The organism is Nocardia brasiliensis (assembly GCF_042691675.1).
In the GTDB taxonomy this organism is placed as follows: Bacteria; Actinomycetota; Actinomycetes; order Mycobacteriales; family Mycobacteriaceae; genus Nocardia; species Nocardia brasiliensis_D.
Window position 1 is genome coordinate 2,252,361 of the sequence record NZ_CP170507.1, and the last position, 14,406, is coordinate 2,266,766.

The 14,406-nt window shown below is 67.9% G+C and carries 15 protein-coding genes; 7 read left to right on the forward strand and 8 right to left on the reverse strand.

The features are described from left to right. The first annotated feature begins 24 nt into the window (after positions 1-24). Positions 25-957: an aminoglycoside phosphotransferase family protein gene (locus ACFK0J_RS10480; protein WP_378738855.1), complete on the forward strand. Its 933-nt coding sequence runs from the start codon at positions 25-27 to the stop codon at positions 955-957. Positions 958-973: 16 nt separating this feature from the next. Here ACFK0J_RS10480 and ACFK0J_RS10485 read toward each other — a convergent pair whose 3' ends face one another. Further along, the gene (locus ACFK0J_RS10485) at positions 974-1,399 is read right to left on the reverse strand and encodes a hypothetical protein (RefSeq protein WP_378738857.1); all 426 of its coding nucleotides are present in this window, start codon (positions 1,397-1,399) and stop codon (positions 974-976) included. 231 nt (positions 1,400-1,630) lie between these two features. On the opposite strand from ACFK0J_RS10485, the gene ACFK0J_RS10490 reads away from it, so the two are divergent. Further along, on the forward strand, positions 1,631-1,906 hold the full coding sequence (locus ACFK0J_RS10490; RefSeq protein WP_218475457.1) for a YggT family protein: 276 nt from the start codon (positions 1,631-1,633) through the stop codon (positions 1,904-1,906). 32 nt (positions 1,907-1,938) lie between these two features. Here the strand turns inward: ACFK0J_RS10490 and ACFK0J_RS10495 are convergent, their stop codons facing one another. Beyond that, a complete protein-coding gene (locus tag ACFK0J_RS10495) occupies positions 1,939-2,544 on the reverse strand; it encodes a TetR/AcrR family transcriptional regulator (RefSeq protein WP_378738858.1) in 606 nt (201 codons plus the stop codon). A gap of 101 nt (positions 2,545-2,645) precedes the next feature. Here ACFK0J_RS10495 and ACFK0J_RS10500 point away from each other — a divergent pair, with 101 nt between their 5' ends. After that, entirely contained in the window at positions 2,646-3,620 is a 975-nt protein-coding gene (locus tag ACFK0J_RS10500) for a hypothetical protein (protein WP_378738861.1), read from the forward strand. Between the two features lie 195 nt (positions 3,621-3,815). Here ACFK0J_RS10500 and ACFK0J_RS10505 read toward each other — a convergent pair whose 3' ends face one another. Both ACFK0J_RS10505 and ACFK0J_RS10510 read right to left on the reverse strand, forming a co-directional pair. Further along, positions 3,816-4,262, reverse strand: a complete 447-nt coding sequence (locus tag ACFK0J_RS10505; protein ID WP_378738864.1) for a Fur family transcriptional regulator — start codon at positions 4,260-4,262, stop codon at positions 3,816-3,818. 3 nt (positions 4,263-4,265) lie between these two features. Continuing rightward, positions 4,266-4,616: an ArsR/SmtB family transcription factor gene (locus ACFK0J_RS10510; RefSeq protein ID WP_378680133.1), complete on the reverse strand. Its 351-nt coding sequence runs from the start codon at positions 4,614-4,616 to the stop codon at positions 4,266-4,268. Between the two features lie 238 nt (positions 4,617-4,854). Here ACFK0J_RS10510 and ACFK0J_RS10515 point away from each other — a divergent pair, with 238 nt between their 5' ends. Further along, complete coding sequence (locus ACFK0J_RS10515) at positions 4,855-6,246, forward strand: glycine--tRNA ligase (RefSeq protein ID WP_281427759.1); 1,392 nt, start codon at positions 4,855-4,857, stop codon at positions 6,244-6,246. Positions 6,247-6,309: 63 nt separating this feature from the next. Here ACFK0J_RS10515 and ACFK0J_RS10520 read toward each other — a convergent pair whose 3' ends face one another. Beyond that, on the reverse strand, positions 6,310-6,759 hold the full coding sequence (locus ACFK0J_RS10520) for a DUF1707 domain-containing protein (RefSeq protein WP_378738866.1): 450 nt from the start codon (positions 6,757-6,759) through the stop codon (positions 6,310-6,312). 156 nt (positions 6,760-6,915) lie between these two features. On the opposite strand from ACFK0J_RS10520, the gene ACFK0J_RS10525 reads away from it, so the two are divergent. Then, on the forward strand, positions 6,916-7,836 hold the full coding sequence (locus ACFK0J_RS10525; RefSeq protein WP_378738868.1) for an NADP-dependent oxidoreductase: 921 nt from the start codon (positions 6,916-6,918) through the stop codon (positions 7,834-7,836). A 39-nt stretch (positions 7,837-7,875) separates the two neighbouring features. Here the strand turns inward: ACFK0J_RS10525 and ACFK0J_RS10530 are convergent, their stop codons facing one another. After that, entirely contained in the window at positions 7,876-8,484 is a 609-nt protein-coding gene (locus ACFK0J_RS10530) for a TenA family protein (protein ID WP_378738870.1), read from the reverse strand. 62 nt (positions 8,485-8,546) lie between these two features. On the opposite strand from ACFK0J_RS10530, the gene ACFK0J_RS10535 reads away from it, so the two are divergent. Together ACFK0J_RS10535 and ACFK0J_RS10540 are read left to right on the forward strand one after the other, a co-directional pair. Next, the gene (locus ACFK0J_RS10535) at positions 8,547-9,818 is read left to right on the forward strand and encodes an acyltransferase (protein WP_378738873.1); all 1,272 of its coding nucleotides are present in this window, start codon (positions 8,547-8,549) and stop codon (positions 9,816-9,818) included. A gap of 107 nt (positions 9,819-9,925) precedes the next feature. Beyond that, positions 9,926-11,377: a molybdopterin-dependent oxidoreductase gene (locus ACFK0J_RS10540; RefSeq protein WP_378738876.1), complete on the forward strand. Its 1,452-nt coding sequence runs from the start codon at positions 9,926-9,928 to the stop codon at positions 11,375-11,377. A 150-nt stretch (positions 11,378-11,527) separates the two neighbouring features. Here ACFK0J_RS10540 and ACFK0J_RS10545 read toward each other — a convergent pair whose 3' ends face one another. Next, positions 11,528-12,346, reverse strand: a complete 819-nt coding sequence (locus ACFK0J_RS10545; RefSeq protein WP_378738878.1) for a MerR family transcriptional regulator — start codon at positions 12,344-12,346, stop codon at positions 11,528-11,530. Positions 12,347-12,390: 44 nt separating this feature from the next. Next, positions 12,391-14,364 carry a TPM domain-containing protein gene (locus tag ACFK0J_RS10550; RefSeq protein ID WP_378738880.1) on the reverse strand — a complete coding sequence of 658 codons (1,974 nt, stop codon included), beginning with the start codon at positions 14,362-14,364 and terminating at the stop codon, positions 12,391-12,393. Positions 14,365-14,406 lie beyond the last annotated feature (42 nt).

Below are 14,406 nucleotides of genomic sequence, written 5' to 3' on the forward strand. Positions count from 1 at the left end.
GGAGCCTACGAAGGAGATTTGACGATGAGCACGTCGATCCGCATCGACGTCCCCGACGCCTTGGCGGCGTCACACAGTGCGCACGATGGTGCGTCCGGTCGTGCCTGGATCGCGGCGTTGCCCGGCCTCGCCGCGGGCTTCCTCGACCGCTGGGCGTTGCGCCTGGACGGTCCGGCACGGCACGGCATGGTGTCGCTGGTGCTGCCGGTGACCAAGGCGGACGGTACGCCCGCCGCGCTGAAACTACAGCCGGTCAACGAGGAGAACGTGGGCGAGCCGCTCGGCCTGCGCGGCTGGAACGGCGACGGCGCGGTGCGCCTGCTCGACCACGATCCGGACACCGGCACGCTGCTACTGGAACGGCTGGACGCGGCCCGCCCACTGTCTTCGGTGACCGACGACCGCGCCGCACTGCGAATTCTCGCCGAGTTACTGGCCCGCCTGGTCGCGGTTCCCGCACCAGCCGGGCTGCGGCGGCTGGCCGATATCGCCGCCGCCATGCTCGAGCAAGTGCCCCGGACCATGGCCGCGTTGCCCGACCCGGCCGAGCGGCAACTGATTCGCACCTGCGCATCCGCCGTCGCCGAACTGGTCCATGAACCCGGTGATCGATTGCTGCACTGGGACCTGCATTTCGACAACATTCTCGCAGCCGAGCGGGAACCATGGCTGGCCATCGATCCGAAGCCGCTCGCGGGCGATCCCGGCTTCGAACTGCTGCCCGCGTTGGGTAACCGCTGGGCAGAGATGGTCGGCACCGGCGAGATGGTGCGGGCCGTGCGCTACCGCTTCGACCTGCTCACCGAGGTGCTCGGCCTCGACCGGCACCGGGCGGCGGGCTGGACGCTGGGTCGAGTGCTGCAGAACGCACACTGGGACGTCGAGGACGGCCGCACTCGCCTCGACCCGGCCCAGGTCACCATCGCGACCATCCTGCTCGACTCCCGGCTGCGCTGAAGTCGGTCAGCCCCGACTACGGCAGTACGACGCACGCGGGACCGGCACTGATGCCGGTCCCGACGGTGACCGAGGTGAGGAAGTAGGTCTCGCCCTGGACGTACTCGGCCGCCCAGATCTTGTGCTCGCCCTTCTTGGCGGGAGTCCAGGTGGTGGTCGCTTTGCCGGACGTGTCCGCGACCGGGCCGACCGGCTTGAACGTGGTGTCGGTCCGGTTCCCGTCGACCTCGTCGAGGAAGACCACCGCGACACCGGGCCGCGCGGTCGCCGTGACCGTGTAGGAGCAACCGGTTCCGTACGAACCGGAGCTACCGAAACTCAGGCCGGGCGCGACATCGATACGGGTGACCGCGGCTGTCGCGGTGGGCGCGGCGAGTGTGATCGCGGCGGTCAACGCGCCGAGCGTGGTCACCGCGGCAGCGGCCTTCTTCGGAACGAACACGGCAAATTCCCCTTCCGGCAACGGCTTTCCCCCTGAGCGGGGGTACGCCCGACACTTGCACAGGCGATGCCGGAGATCAATGCCTCGGCGCGGATCGGGCTGCCGGTAGTTTCTTGGGCCGGTTCCTCGACTGATAGTCGGCTGAGAACCCGGCAAACACGACACTTTTGCCTGGTCTCCGGCGTTGAAAGTGGTAAGAAGGCCAATCCGGCCACCACGAAGGAGTTCGGCATGAGCCTCATCGGCACTCTGCTCGGGTACGCGTTGACAGTGTTCGTCCTGTTGCTGCTTGCTCGGATGGTGTTCGACTGGATGGCGGTGCTCGGCAAAAACCCGTCCTGGGCGGACCGGCCCCGCGCCCTGTCATATGCCGCGACCGAGCCGGTGATCGCACCGGTACGGAAGGTACTACAGCCCGTTCGCGCGGGTGGCATGTCGATCGACCTGGCCTTCACCGCGGTCTTCGTGGTCGCGTTGATCCTGCGGGCGGTCGCCTTCAGCCTCTGACCTCGGCCGACCACGCTCGATAGTGCCGAGGGTCAGGTGGCAGCGGGCCCGTAGGGGAGCAGCGTGCGGATGCCGAGGGCCAGGGTTTCGGGGTCGATGTCGCCGATTATCAAGTGTTGCAACATGAATCCGGGGAGCACGCCCATGATGGCGGTCGCGACCGCGTGCACATCCGCGTCGGCGGGGAGCCAGCCTTCCTCACACATGCGTTCGGTGTATTCGTACCAGCACTCGCGGATGCCGAGGATCGCCTCCTTGACGTATTCCGCCGCTTCGGGGTGCACCAGGGCCAGCGCCCACGCTTGCGGGGCCAGTCGTAGCGTGCCGTCGGGTCCACTGTGCGCGACCATGTGCTCCGCGAGTGCGCGGACCAGCAGGTCCGGCGTCGGCAGCGGATCGGCGCGGATCAACTCGGTCATCCGTACCCGCAAGCCGACGGTCGTCTGCGTGGCCAGCGCCGCGATCAGGTCGTTCTTGCTCTTGAAGTAGCGGTAGACCGCCCCGGCCGACAGCCCGGATTCCGCGAAGACGTCCTGCATGGAGGTCTCGTGAAAGCCCTTGCGCGCGAAGCACAGGCGCGCGGCATCGAGGATCTGCTGCCGGCGGCGTTCCAGGTGTTCTTCGCTGACTCTGGGCATGCTTACAAAGTAAAACGAACATCCGTTCTTGACAAGTTCAAGCCTGCGTGCGACCTTTATTTCATCGAAAGAGAACGAACATTCGATTTACGGAGAACGTCATGAACACCACGCAGCGAGCGCTCGCAGTCGGCGTCGGGGCCGCCCTGATTCAGGCGCTGATGCTGATCGCCTTCGCCTGGCCGGCCGCCAATATCGCCCCGCGCGACGTGCCCATCGCCGTCGCCGGGCCGCAGGCCGAGCGGGTGGTCGGCCTGCTGGCCGAGCACAGTCCCGGAGCCTTCGAGATCTCTCGGCCGGCCGACGAGGCGGCGGCCCGCACCGCGATCGAGAACCGGGAGGTGTACGGCGCGATCGTCACCGGTACGGGCCAGCCGCGGGTGCTGATCGCTTCGGCCGCGAGTCCCGCTGTCGCGCAACAACTCACGCAGATCGGTCAGCAGTTGTCCGGCGTACCGGCCGCCCGGGTGGACGATGTGGTGGCCGCCGACTCCGATGACCCGCGCGGCACCGCGTTCGGCGCCATGGTGTTGCCGCTGGTGATGGCGGGACTCGCGGCGGGCGTGCTGCTCAGCCTGCTCATCCCGACCGTCGGCGGGAGAGTCTTGGGGCTGACCACGTTCGGTGTCGTAGCTGGTCTGCTGAGCATGGAGATCATCCACGGCTGGATGTCGGTGGTGCCGGGTTCCTACCTCGAACTGTCCGCTGTCGCCGCACTGGTCTCGTTCGCCGTCGCGGGTACGGTGGTCGGCCTCGCCGCCGTAATCGGCCGTGCGGGCATCGGCCTTGCCGCGTTGACCATGCTGCTCATCGGCAATCCGTTCTCCGCCGCCACCTCGGCACCGGAACTGCTGCCGCAGCCGTGGGGCGCCATCGGTCAGCTTCTCCCGCCCGGCGCGGCCGCCTCGCTGCTGCGCTCGGTCGCGTTCTTCGACGGCGCGGGAGCCGCGGGTCCGCTTGTGGTGCTGGTGATTTGGGCCGTCGCCGCGCTCGTGCTGCTCGGGATCGGCGCACTGCGCGACCGCCGTACCGACGAAACGCCCGCTGCGGCACGGGTTCCCGTCACCGCAAGCTGACTCGTCCGAGGGTGGCCGGAAGACCCCGTTCCGCACCGCCAAAGCCGCACGCTTCTTGATTTCCGCCACCTGCATTCGGGTGTCGGGAACCAGAGGTGTGCGGCTCTGGTTGCGCCAGCGAGGACGGCTCGAATCGGTTGTCGATGAATGTGAGGGCCGGTGCGTATTACCCGGCCACAGTCGAAAAGTGGTTGATTACAAGGTCGTCCGGCCGTCGCCGTTACCCGCCGACGCACACGCCTGGCAGGTGCCGAACACCTCCATGGTGTGACTCACCTCGGTGAACCCGTGCTCGTTCGCGATGGCGCCCGCCCATGCCTCGACCGTCGGGCCCTCTACCTCCACGGTGCGCCCGCAGCGCCTACAGACGAGATGGTGATGGTGTCCGGTGGAGCACTGCCGGTAGACGGATTCGCCGGTATCGGTGCGCAGCACATCGACCATGCCCGCGTCGGCCAGCGACTGCAGGGTGCGGTAGACCGTTGTCAGGCCGATGCCCTCGCCGCGCTTGCGCAACTCGTCGTGCAACTCCTGAGCGGAACGGAACTCCTCGATGTCACCGAGCAGCGCGGCGATCGCACTGCGCTGTCTGGTGCTGCGGATGCCGACCGGCTTCTGCGGAACGACCGTGTTCTCTGGCACGAATCACCCTTCCTCGGCGTGCGCGACGGCGTCGACAACAATATGGGCGAGATGGTCGTCGACGAGTTCGTAGAGCACCTCGCGACCCGACCGCTCGCCGTGTACGACGCCCGCGGACTTGAGGATGCGCAGATGCTGGCTCACCAGCGGTTGGGTGACACCGAGCGCGTCCACCAACTCGTGCACACAGCGCGGCGACTCGCGCAGTTGCAGCACAATGGCGATGCGGACCGGTGCGGCCAGGGCGCGCAGCAGCTCGCCCGCGTCCTCCAGGACGGTCCGCGCGGGCACCGGCGCCGGCGCGGGCGATCGGTACGGGTTGTGCGGATGGGCGGTGGCGGTTTCGGCGGTCATGGCACCAACTCCTTATTGGAAAGCGATCCCATTTTGATATGCACAGTTGCGCATGTCAAACGGGCGCGCCGTGCTGGGCGCGAAGTCGCGCCGTGCCGGGGGTTGCCCGTGCGGTGGAAACTAGGTTGGGCAGGGCCGATAGGCTGTGTCCGACCGATTGGATATACCCCACCCGATGGGATGCATCGAATCGAATCGAACCGACGAATCCGACTCGTAGTGGATGGAGAATTCTCGAGTGGCACCCAAGTCGAAGGTGGACACCGTTGCCAACCTCGCCAAGCGCCGGGGTCTGGTGTACCCGAGCGGTGAGATCTACGGAGGCACCAAATCGGCCTGGGACTACGGTCCGCTGGGTGTCGAGCTCAAGGAAAACATCAAGCGGCAGTGGTGGCGTTCCATGGTCACCAGCCGGGAAGACATTGTCGGCCTCGACTCGTCGGTGATTCTGCCGCGTCAGGTGTGGGTGGCCTCGGGCCACGTCGGCGTGTTCAACGATCCGCTGGTCGAGTGCCTGAACTGCCACCACCGCTTCCGGCAGGACCACCTGCAGGAGGCCTACGCGCTCAAGCACAAGATCGATGACCCGGACAGCGTCTCGATGGAGGTGCTCGCCTGCCCGAACTGCGGCACCGTCGGCAAGTGGACCGAACCGCGCGACTTCAACATGATGCTCAAGACCTACCTCGGCCCGATCGAGTCCGAGGAGGGCATGCACTACCTGCGGCCCGAAACCGCGCAGGGCATCTTCGTGAACTTCGCCAACGTGATGACCACCGCGCGCAAGAAGCCGCCGTTCGGCATCGCCCAGATCGGCAAGAGCTTCCGCAACGAGATCACCCCGGGCAACTTCATCTTCCGCACCCGCGAGTTCGAGCAGATGGAGATGGAATTCTTCGTCAAGCCGGGCGAGGACGCGGAATGGCACAAGTACTGGATCGAGACCCGCTTCTCCTGGTACACCGACCTCGGCATCGACCCGGACAACCTGCGGCTCTACGAACACCCGAAGGAAAAGCTGTCGCACTACTCGGCGGGCACCACCGACATCGAGTACCGCTTCGGCTTCCAGGGCAACGAGTGGGGTGAGCTGGAGGGCGTCGCGAACCGCACCGACTTCGACCTCAAGACGCACTCCGAGCATTCGGGCACCGAGCTCAGCTTCTTCGACCAGACCACCAACGAGCGCTACGTGCCCTACGTCATCGAGCCCGCGGCCGGCTTGACCCGCTCGCTGATGGCGTTCCTGGTCGACGCCTACGCCGAGGACGAGGCGCCGAATGCCAAGGGCGGCGTGGACACTCGCACGGTGCTGCGGCTGGACCGCAGGCTCGCCCCGGTCAAGGCGGCCGTGCTGCCGTTGTCGCGCAACGCGGATCTGACGCCGAAGGCGAAAGACCTTGCGGCGCAACTGCGCCGGAACTGGAACGTGGAATTCGACGACGCGGGCGCGATCGGCCGCCGCTACCGTCGCCAGGACGAGATCGGCACCCCGTTCTGCATCACCGTCGACTTCGACACTCTCGATGATCAGGCAGTGACCATCCGCGAGCGGGATTCGATGGCACAGGAGCGGATCGCGCTCGACAAGGTCGAGGGGTATCTGGCTCAGCATCTGCTGGGGGCCTGAGGGTTCGAGATCAACCGAACGTGAACGACCCGCACCGAATGATCGGTGCGGGTCGTTCGCCGTTCAGTGCCGCGGCGGCAGCGGGGGGAGCGGTGGACTCGGCGGAGTCGGTGGATTCTCCCGCCCGGAACCGTTGCCGCGCGTCGTGATTCCGATCGCCGTCGGGATGAGCAGCGCCATGCCCCATGGCACCGCCACCCAGAACGGCCAGAAGTAACCGGCCCCGGTGGCCAGCCAGATGAGCAGGCACAGCAGATTCACGAAGACCCATGGGATCCACATGATGACCACCCACTGCGGTATGCGCGGTGACTCCCCGGGGTGCTTGACCCGATGGGTGGGAAGGTCCGACAGTAGTGGGGTCAGTTCGCCATAGGTCTTCGCGGCGTAGACCTGCTGGAGTCGATCGTCGTACTCGTGCAGGGTCAACCTGCCCTCGTTCATCGCGCGCCGTAGTTGTTCGACGATCTTCTCGCGGTCCGCATCCGACGCCCGCACATGCTCCACACCCACGACTGCCAGCGTAGGACGGATGTCCTCGGCGTGCGCGCAATTAGTCAGCGGTAGTGCGAGTCGACGGGTTTCCGGATGCGACCGGCGGGAATTAACCGGTCCAGGCGGACCGTTGACGCTCGATGTGCGGTGCGTCACCGAAGCGAGGAGCGGGGTATGGCAAGAGCGGTGAAGTTCGATCGGTATGGCGGGATCGAAGAATTGAAGGTGGTCGAGGTGCCGACGCCGACCGCGGGACCGGGGCAGGTGGTGGTCGCGGTGGTCGCGGCGGGCATCAATCCCGGCGAGGCGTACATCCGCACCGGAGCGTTGCACGAGCGGTGGCCCGCGACGTTTCCGTCCGGGCAGGGGTCCGATTTCGCGGGCCGAATCGTCGAGGTCGGTGCGGGCGTCGGTGGTGTCGAAGTCGGGGACGAGGTGCTCGGGTTCACCGATAACCGGGCCAGCCATGCGACGCACGTCGTGGTGCCCGTCGACCAGGTGACGCCTAAACCTGCCGGACTGGACTGGGATGTGGCGGGGGCGCTATTCGTCTCGGGCACAACAGCTTTCGCGGCAATACGAGCGGTAGAGGCGAATGAGGGCGATACGGTCGCCGTTTCCGGCGCGGCCGGAGGTGTCGGCTCGATCACCGTGCAGCTGTTGCGGGCGCGAGGCGCCGAGGTGATCGGCATCGCCAGTGCCGCCAATCACGACTGGCTGCGGAAGGTCGGCGTGACACCCGTCGCGTACGGTGACGGCCTGATCGATCGGCTGCGGGCCGCGGCACCAAAGGGTGTGGACGCGTTCATCGATACTTACGGTGCCGATTACGTGGACATCGCCGTCGAACTCGGTGTTCCGGTCGAGCGGATCAATACGATCATCAACTGGGCGGCCGTCGAGAAGTACGGCGTCAAGGCGGACGGCAATGCCGCCGCGGCAACCATCGATATTCTCACCGAGTTGGCCGACCTCGCCGCGGCGGGCACCATCGAAGTGCCGATCGCGGCTACCTACCCGCTCGACAAAGTGCAAGAGGCGTACCGCGAGCTGGAGCAGCGGCATACTCGCGGCAAGATCGTCCTGCGGCCCTGAATTCCCGTGTCGTCGTGGATTTCTCGCCTGCCGAGCGGTTCAGCGGGGTACGTCCCAGAAAGCGAGTTCGTGCCGCATGCCTTCGAGGAACAGCTGTTCCGCGCGGTCGGGGTCGGCGCCCGCTTCGTCGATCATTTGCGCGCAGCGGCGGGTGAGGTCGGCGAAGCCCGGGTCGGCGTAGGTGTCGACCCAGCGGCGGTAGCGCGGTTCGGCGGGCGGGTTCTCGGCGAGACGAGCGCCCAGGGTGGAATAGCCCCACATGCACGGGTACAGGGCGGCCAGGCCCTCGGCGTAGGTGGCGGCCGAGTCGAGTAGGAACGACGTATACGCCTCGCAGGCAACACCTTTGGTGGCGCCGTCGAGGTCGGCGCCGAACTCCGCGGCGAGCGAGCGGTGCAGCGCCAGCTCGTCGTGGTAGGTGGCGTGCGCCAGATCTACCAGGTCGCCGAGGTGCGCCGAAGGGGCCTGCCAGGCCAGGCGGCTGAACACCCGGACGTAGTCGAGCAGGAAGAGGTAATCCTGCTCGAGCCAGGACCGGAAGATCGGCTCCGCCAAGTCACCCTTGGCGATGCCGGCCACGGTGGGGTGATCGAGTTGATGCTCGACCAGGGGACGGCCGAGTTCTTCCAGATGCGCGGCGAGACTCATACCGCCCAGTCTTGCGCATCCCATGGTTTGCGCCGTCGCCGGTGTTACCGCACGCTTGCGGTGTGTTGCGGGATGAGGACGAAGTGGTGCGTGTGCTGGCACCGTCGGAACAACGGTTTGTTCGGCACGGTACGTACACGGGCCGGTCGGTGTCGGTGGCGGGGGAGCTCGATGCGGCGGCATTGACAGCGGCTTTCGCCGCACTTCAGCGGGCGTATCCGGTGGTGACCTGCCGGATCGGGGAAGACGCGGAAGGCACGGGTTATCTACTGCGCCCAGGGGATTCGCGTGTCGGGGCGTCGGTGACCACAGGGGACGTGGCGACCGTCGGGTTGCCAGGCACGCCCGTGGATCCGGCGACGCAGCTCGCCTACCTGGACGCGGTGGCGTCCGGCTCGGACCGATGGCGTGTCACGCTGTTCGCGCATCACAGCATCGCCGACGCCGGGCATTGCGTCGAGCTGCTGTCGCGGTTCTGGGCCTTCTACACCGATATCGTCGAATCAGCGCCGATAAATGTTGTGCCGCACGGCTATCCGCAATCGCTGGAATGGCAGGTGGCGCAGCGCGGCATTACCGCTGGTCCGGTATCCGGGTTCGAGGGCGTGCAGCGGCCATTGCCGACAGGCGCGGGCGTCGACCCCGCTGGCGACCCCGGACCGAGCTCTCTCGCCCGGCCCGAACGGGCGAGGTTGGACCGGGCGGCCACGGCGCGAATCATCGGACTCGGCCACCACGAGGGCGTCAGTGTCAACGGATTGGTCACCGCCGCGCTGCTGCGCGCGTACGCGTCCGAAACCGCCGCTGCCACAGGCGATCCGGCGCGCCTGGGTTGTTTGTATCCGGTGGATCTGCGCCCGCGCCTCCACCCGCGCATCGCACCTGCAGAGGGCACGAACATGGCCGGACTGGCGTCGTTCGCCGCCGAGGTGGATCCCTCGGGGAACGTTCTCGAACTGGCCCAACGCATTTCCGAGCGACTACGCGAAGACCTGGCCGAAGGCGTCGTACAGCAGTCGGTGCTGCACTTCCCTGAGTTCTTCGGTCCCCGCCGAATTCACTCGCTGGCCGGTCACGTCGCGGTCACCAATACCGGTGCCGTCCCGTCGTTTCGCACTCCCGCCGGACTCGCGTTCACCGACTACGAAATCGTCTACCTCTCCGCCCACCCCAGACCCTCGGTCGGCGCCTCCGCCGCGGTCACCTTCCTCGTCTACACCTTCCACGGCGAACTGGCCGTCGGCGTACTCGGCGGTGGTGCCGACACCGACCGGCTGCTCGCCGCGGTCCGCGCAGAGCTGACCGCGTTAGCCGCCGAGACGATCGGGCAGTGACCCTTACCTGGGCCGTCGGACGGGGGAAACCAGGCTGGCAGGTTGACGGGGTCGGGCAGAATGCTGGGTAACAGCGGACTATCGGGTTGGAAGCGGGTGTGCCAGCGGTGCTGACAAACGGAGACCGGAGACGCGGTAGTGGGCTCGGGGCGGCCGCGGTCGGTGTGGCGGCGCTCGGGGTCGGCGAAGCCATCGCCGCGACCAGGGGCGGCTCGCTGATCGACACCGTGGGGCGGGCGGTGATCGACGTCACGCCGGTGTCGGTCGTGGAGGCCACCGTCGCGATCTCGGGTGAGCACGACAAGGCCGTCACTCGGCTCGGTATCGGCGCCGGTGCGCTCGCGGCCACCGTCGGGCTCGGCGCGTTGCCCGAACGGTTGCGCACGCCTGCCGCGGCCGCGCTCGGGGCGGGAGCGGCCGCGTTGGCGACGCGGCTGCCGACTCGCTCGACGTCTACCGTCGCCGGTGCGGTTGCCGCCGCGGGAGTGCTCGCCGCCGGGGTGCGCAGGCGGCCGCGCGGGGTGCTCGGTGTATTGGCCTGGGCGGCAACGGGTGCCGGGATGTTCGCCGCCGCGAACACGTTGCAGCATGATCTGGACCGTAAGCACGACAACGACATTCGCCGAGTCGGCCCGATGGGTGCGCTCGGCGTCGTACCCGAGGACGGCCTGGAGGACGAGCCCGGTTTGTCGCCACTGGTCACCGCCGCTCGCCGGATGTATGTCGCCGACGTCAATCTGCGCCCGCCCCGGATCGACCCGACCCACTGGCGGCTGTCGATCACCGGGCAGGTCGCCCATCCGCTGCGCTTGTCGCTGGCCGACTTGGCCGAGGACGCGGTGGAATTCGACGCCGTCATGGTGTGCGTGCACAACCGTCCCGGCGAGTGCCGGGCGGGCAACGGCCGCTGGTACGGGGTGCCGCTGGCCGGTCTGTTGAAGCATGTCATCCCGGAAGCCGGGGCCACCCGGCTGGTCACCAAAGCCGTGGACGGCTACACGATTTCACTGCCGGTCGAGCCGCTGCGGTCGGGCGAATGGCCGGGCTACGTGGTGATCGGCATGAACGGTGAGCCGTTGACTCCCGCGCACGGATTCCCGGCGCGCGTCTTCGTGCCCGGTCTCTACGGCCAGTACACCGGCGTGAAATGGCTCAGCGAGCTGGAGCTCACCGACGACAGTCACGTCGATTACTGGTGGCGGCGCGGTTGGCCCGCGGGTCCGCTGTGGGTTACGCCGCAGGCGCGGATCGATGTCACCGCGCCGGGGCGGACCGCCCCGGGCACCACGACGATCGCCGGGGTCGCGTGGGCTCCGCCGCACGGTGTCGACGCGGTCGAGGTGCGGGTCGGCGAAGGTGACTGGCGGCCAGCTGATCTCGGCGCCGAACTGGCCCCGGCGGCTTGGCGACGTTGGCGTACCACGGTGGAACTGCCGCCGGGGGAGCACACCGTGCAGGCCAGGGCGATCAGTCGGTCCGGTGAGGTTCAGGAGGGGCGGTACCGCACACCGTTCCCGACCGGACCGTCGGGCTTCCATACGGTCACCGTGCGGGTTTGAACAGCTGGCGCAGTCAACCGTCCACCCTGAACCGCTCGGCGAACGGCCCGTCGCCAGAGCTCGGCCGAACGTGGGGTTCATGATCAACGGGACTTGGTGGCGGTTGCTCTCGGGCGATGCCGCCACCAAGTCCCGTTGATCATGTTCGGGCTACTTCGGTTCGATCGGTTCCTGTAGTTCGGTGACCCAGCCACTCTCGTCCTCGGTGTACACCAGTGTCACCTCGCGGCTGGGACCCGTTATGCGGTAGCCGTTTTCGTCGATCCAGCGGGCGAGAGTCTGCCAGGGCTCATCGACGTCTTTCATGCTGCCTCGGTGCACCACCGTGGCGGCCTCAGGTATGGCGGGAAGATCGACGACGGTGAAATCGTAAGGGTCGCCGGGGTCGAGATCGACCGGCATGGCGGCGTGTACGAGGACCGTGCCGTCGCCGCGCTGGTCGTAGTAGGCAATGGATGGGCCGCAGAAGCGGGCTCCGAGCTTCTCCAGCCGCGCGCACAGGTCCTCGAACAGTGGCCCGATGACCGGGCCGATCGAATCCGGCTCGAAATCGCCTGCCGTAGCGGACAACTCGGCCACCCGGACCGCGGGAATGGACTTGATCATCACATCATGCTCGGGCATTGCGCCCTCCTTCTCGATGATGCGGAGTCTCGCTTCGACCTGGACGAGCCTGGCCCGGTCCTCCGCGATGCGCTGCTCCAGCTCGACGCGGCGCAACGTGAGCATGCCGCGCAGCTCCGCGCCACTGACCTGGTCGTCCAGGATCCGGCCCACCTGCTCCAGCGTGAAACCGAGATCCTTCAGTGCGACAAGGCGATTGAGCCGGGCCAGCTGGCCCGCGGAGTAGAAGCGGTAGCCGCTGGACGCGTCGACCTTGTCCGGGCGCAGCAGGCCGAGCGTGTCGTAGTGGCGCAACATGCGCACCGACACCCGTCCGTGTCTGGCGAAGTCTCCGATGGTGAACATAACGACTCCTGGTCTATGGCCTCACACGGTGTCAGGGTCAACCGTCAGAAGCGGCCGCCCCGGCTGATCCGCCGCGAGCCCGAGGATCCGCCGTAGGAGCCCGCGCTCCAGCCGCCGGACCCGGACCGGCGGCCGCCGCTCGCCGCCCCGCGCAGCAGTCCGTCGATGAGGATGCCGCCGAGCACGGCTCCCGCCTGGGACGTGCCCGACAGCGGTTGGCGGGCCTCCCAGGCCTGAACGCTGGCCTGCGCGGCCTGTAGCGCGCGTCCGCCGAGATCGGCGGCGGCTTGGGCGTGCGCGAGTGCCTGCGCGGAGTCGGTGGCACTGAGCTGTTGTGCCGCATCGAGATTGCGTTGCGCCTCGGACAGGCGGGTGCGGGCTTCGGCGTCGATGCCGCCGCGGCGGGTGCTGATGTAGTCCGCCGCCGCGCCGACTCGGGAGCGGGCGTTGAGCAGCGCCTGGTCGAGCCTGCGCCGCAGATCCTCGGCGGCGAGTTTGCGATCGGTGGCCGCGGCGATGGCACGGTCCAGCTCGCCGTCGGCGGTTACCGCGTCGTGGAAGGCGGTGAGTGGGTCGGTCGTAGCGGTGGCCTCGGCTTTGGCCAAGGTGGTTTGCGCGGCTGCGGTGGCGGCGGCCAGCTCGGGGCCGCCGTAGCCGGAAAGCTCGGTGGCGGAGGCGATATCGCGGCGTAGCTCGTCCAATACCGCGGGCAGGCCGTCGCGGGCCTGCTGGATATTGGCGGACGCGTTGTCGACGGCGTCGAGGAGGGTGCCCGCCTGGCCGACTGCCGCCTCGGCCGCGCGGATGGCGGCGACCGCGCCGCCCTGCTTGCCGACCGGTTGGGTGAGCGCCGCGCGTCCCGCATCGATGTTCTGTTCCGCGAAGGTAATTCGCTCGCGGGCCATGGTCACGTTGTCGCGGATCGGGGCGAGAACGCTGGCCGGATGGGCGGCGGTGAGCCGGGACAGTTCCGCCTCGGATGCGGGGATGCGGCCGGTCAGCTCGACCAGATCCCTTGTCAGCCCATCCAATCGGTCCGGGGCGTTGATCAGCAGGTTGCGCATCGCATCGAATTCGGCGACCTGGGCGTCGAGTTCGCGATCGGCCCGCCCGACGGTGCCGATCAGGTCGACCAGCAACGTGCGCTGTTCCTCCGGCGTCTCCGGAATTTCGTCGTCCAGTCGTTGCCGGATCGAGAAGGCCTTGGCGGCAGCGGCTTTCGCGTGATCGAGGGCAGTGTGGAAGGGGAGGGCGGCGGTGCTGCCGAACTCGCCGGTCGCCAGCTCCAATTCCTCGGCGCTGGTGCGGATCGCATTGTCGATCTCGACGAGCACCTCGCGCGAACGCGCGTGCAGCGCCGGCAGCGGGAGCGCCGCCAGCGCGGTCGTGTTGTCCGGGTCCACCTGCCGCGCCGCCGCGAGCTCGGCCTTGGTCCGGTCGCGGCGCCGCTTGCGGGAAAACAGCACCAGCCCGCCCACGCCGAGCACGAGCACAAGGCCGATGACGAGCAGGACGCGGACGCTGGTGCCACCGCCCCGCACTGCCGCCTTCAGCCCGTCGGCCGTCTCGACGCCCGCATCGGCCCAGCGTCCGTCCCGCAGTGCGGGCTCGACCTCGCGAGTCAACAGACTGTCCAGTTCGGAGTCGCTGACCCCGCTGGGCAAATCCCCGTAAAACCAGTACGACCGATCCCGCGTGGCCACCGCGAGCAACAGATCCCGACCGCCGAACCCGGACTCCGCCGCCGTCTGCTGCGCCCACACCTCCGGCCCGAGCCCACCGAAATCGCGCACATAAACGATCCACAGCCGCACCTGCTGCTCGGCATACAACTGATCCACCGCGGCCTGCACCCGATCGACCTGCCCGCCGTTCAACGCCTTCGCCGAATCGACCACATAGGTATCCATCCGCATCGGCGGCTCCGCTGCCACCCCCGGCGCTCCCACAACCCCGGCGATCAGCAGACCGACCGCCACCCAGGCAGTCCAGCGGGCAACACGATTCGGCAGCGACATAGCACGAATCTATCGCGCGCCCCGCCATCCAGGGTGCTGCTC

Excerpts from the sequence above, each read along its gene's own strand:
- ACFK0J_RS10480 (WP_378738855.1), top strand. The coding sequence starts at position 25 with ATGAGCACGTCGATCCGCATCGACGTCCCCGACGCCTTGGCGGCGTCA.
- ACFK0J_RS10490 (WP_218475457.1), top strand. The coding sequence starts at position 1,631 with ATGAGCCTCATCGGCACTCTGCTCGGGTACGCGTTGACAGTGTTCGTC.
- ACFK0J_RS10495 (WP_378738858.1), bottom strand. The coding sequence starts at position 2,544 with ATGCCCAGAGTCAGCGAAGAACACCTGGAACGCCGCCGGCAGCAGATC.
- ACFK0J_RS10500 (WP_378738861.1), top strand. The coding sequence starts at position 2,646 with ATGAACACCACGCAGCGAGCGCTCGCAGTCGGCGTCGGGGCCGCCCTG.
- ACFK0J_RS10510 (WP_378680133.1), bottom strand. The coding sequence starts at position 4,616 with ATGACCGCCGAAACCGCCACCGCCCATCCGCACAACCCGTACCGATCG.
- ACFK0J_RS10525 (WP_378738868.1), top strand. The coding sequence starts at position 6,916 with ATGGCAAGAGCGGTGAAGTTCGATCGGTATGGCGGGATCGAAGAATTG.
- ACFK0J_RS10530 (WP_378738870.1), bottom strand. The coding sequence starts at position 8,484 with ATGAGTCTCGCCGCGCATCTGGAAGAACTCGGCCGTCCCCTGGTCGAG.
- ACFK0J_RS10545 (WP_378738878.1), bottom strand. The coding sequence starts at position 12,346 with ATGTTCACCATCGGAGACTTCGCCAGACACGGACGGGTGTCGGTGCGC.
- ACFK0J_RS10550 (WP_378738880.1), bottom strand. The coding sequence starts at position 14,364 with ATGTCGCTGCCGAATCGTGTTGCCCGCTGGACTGCCTGGGTGGCGGTC.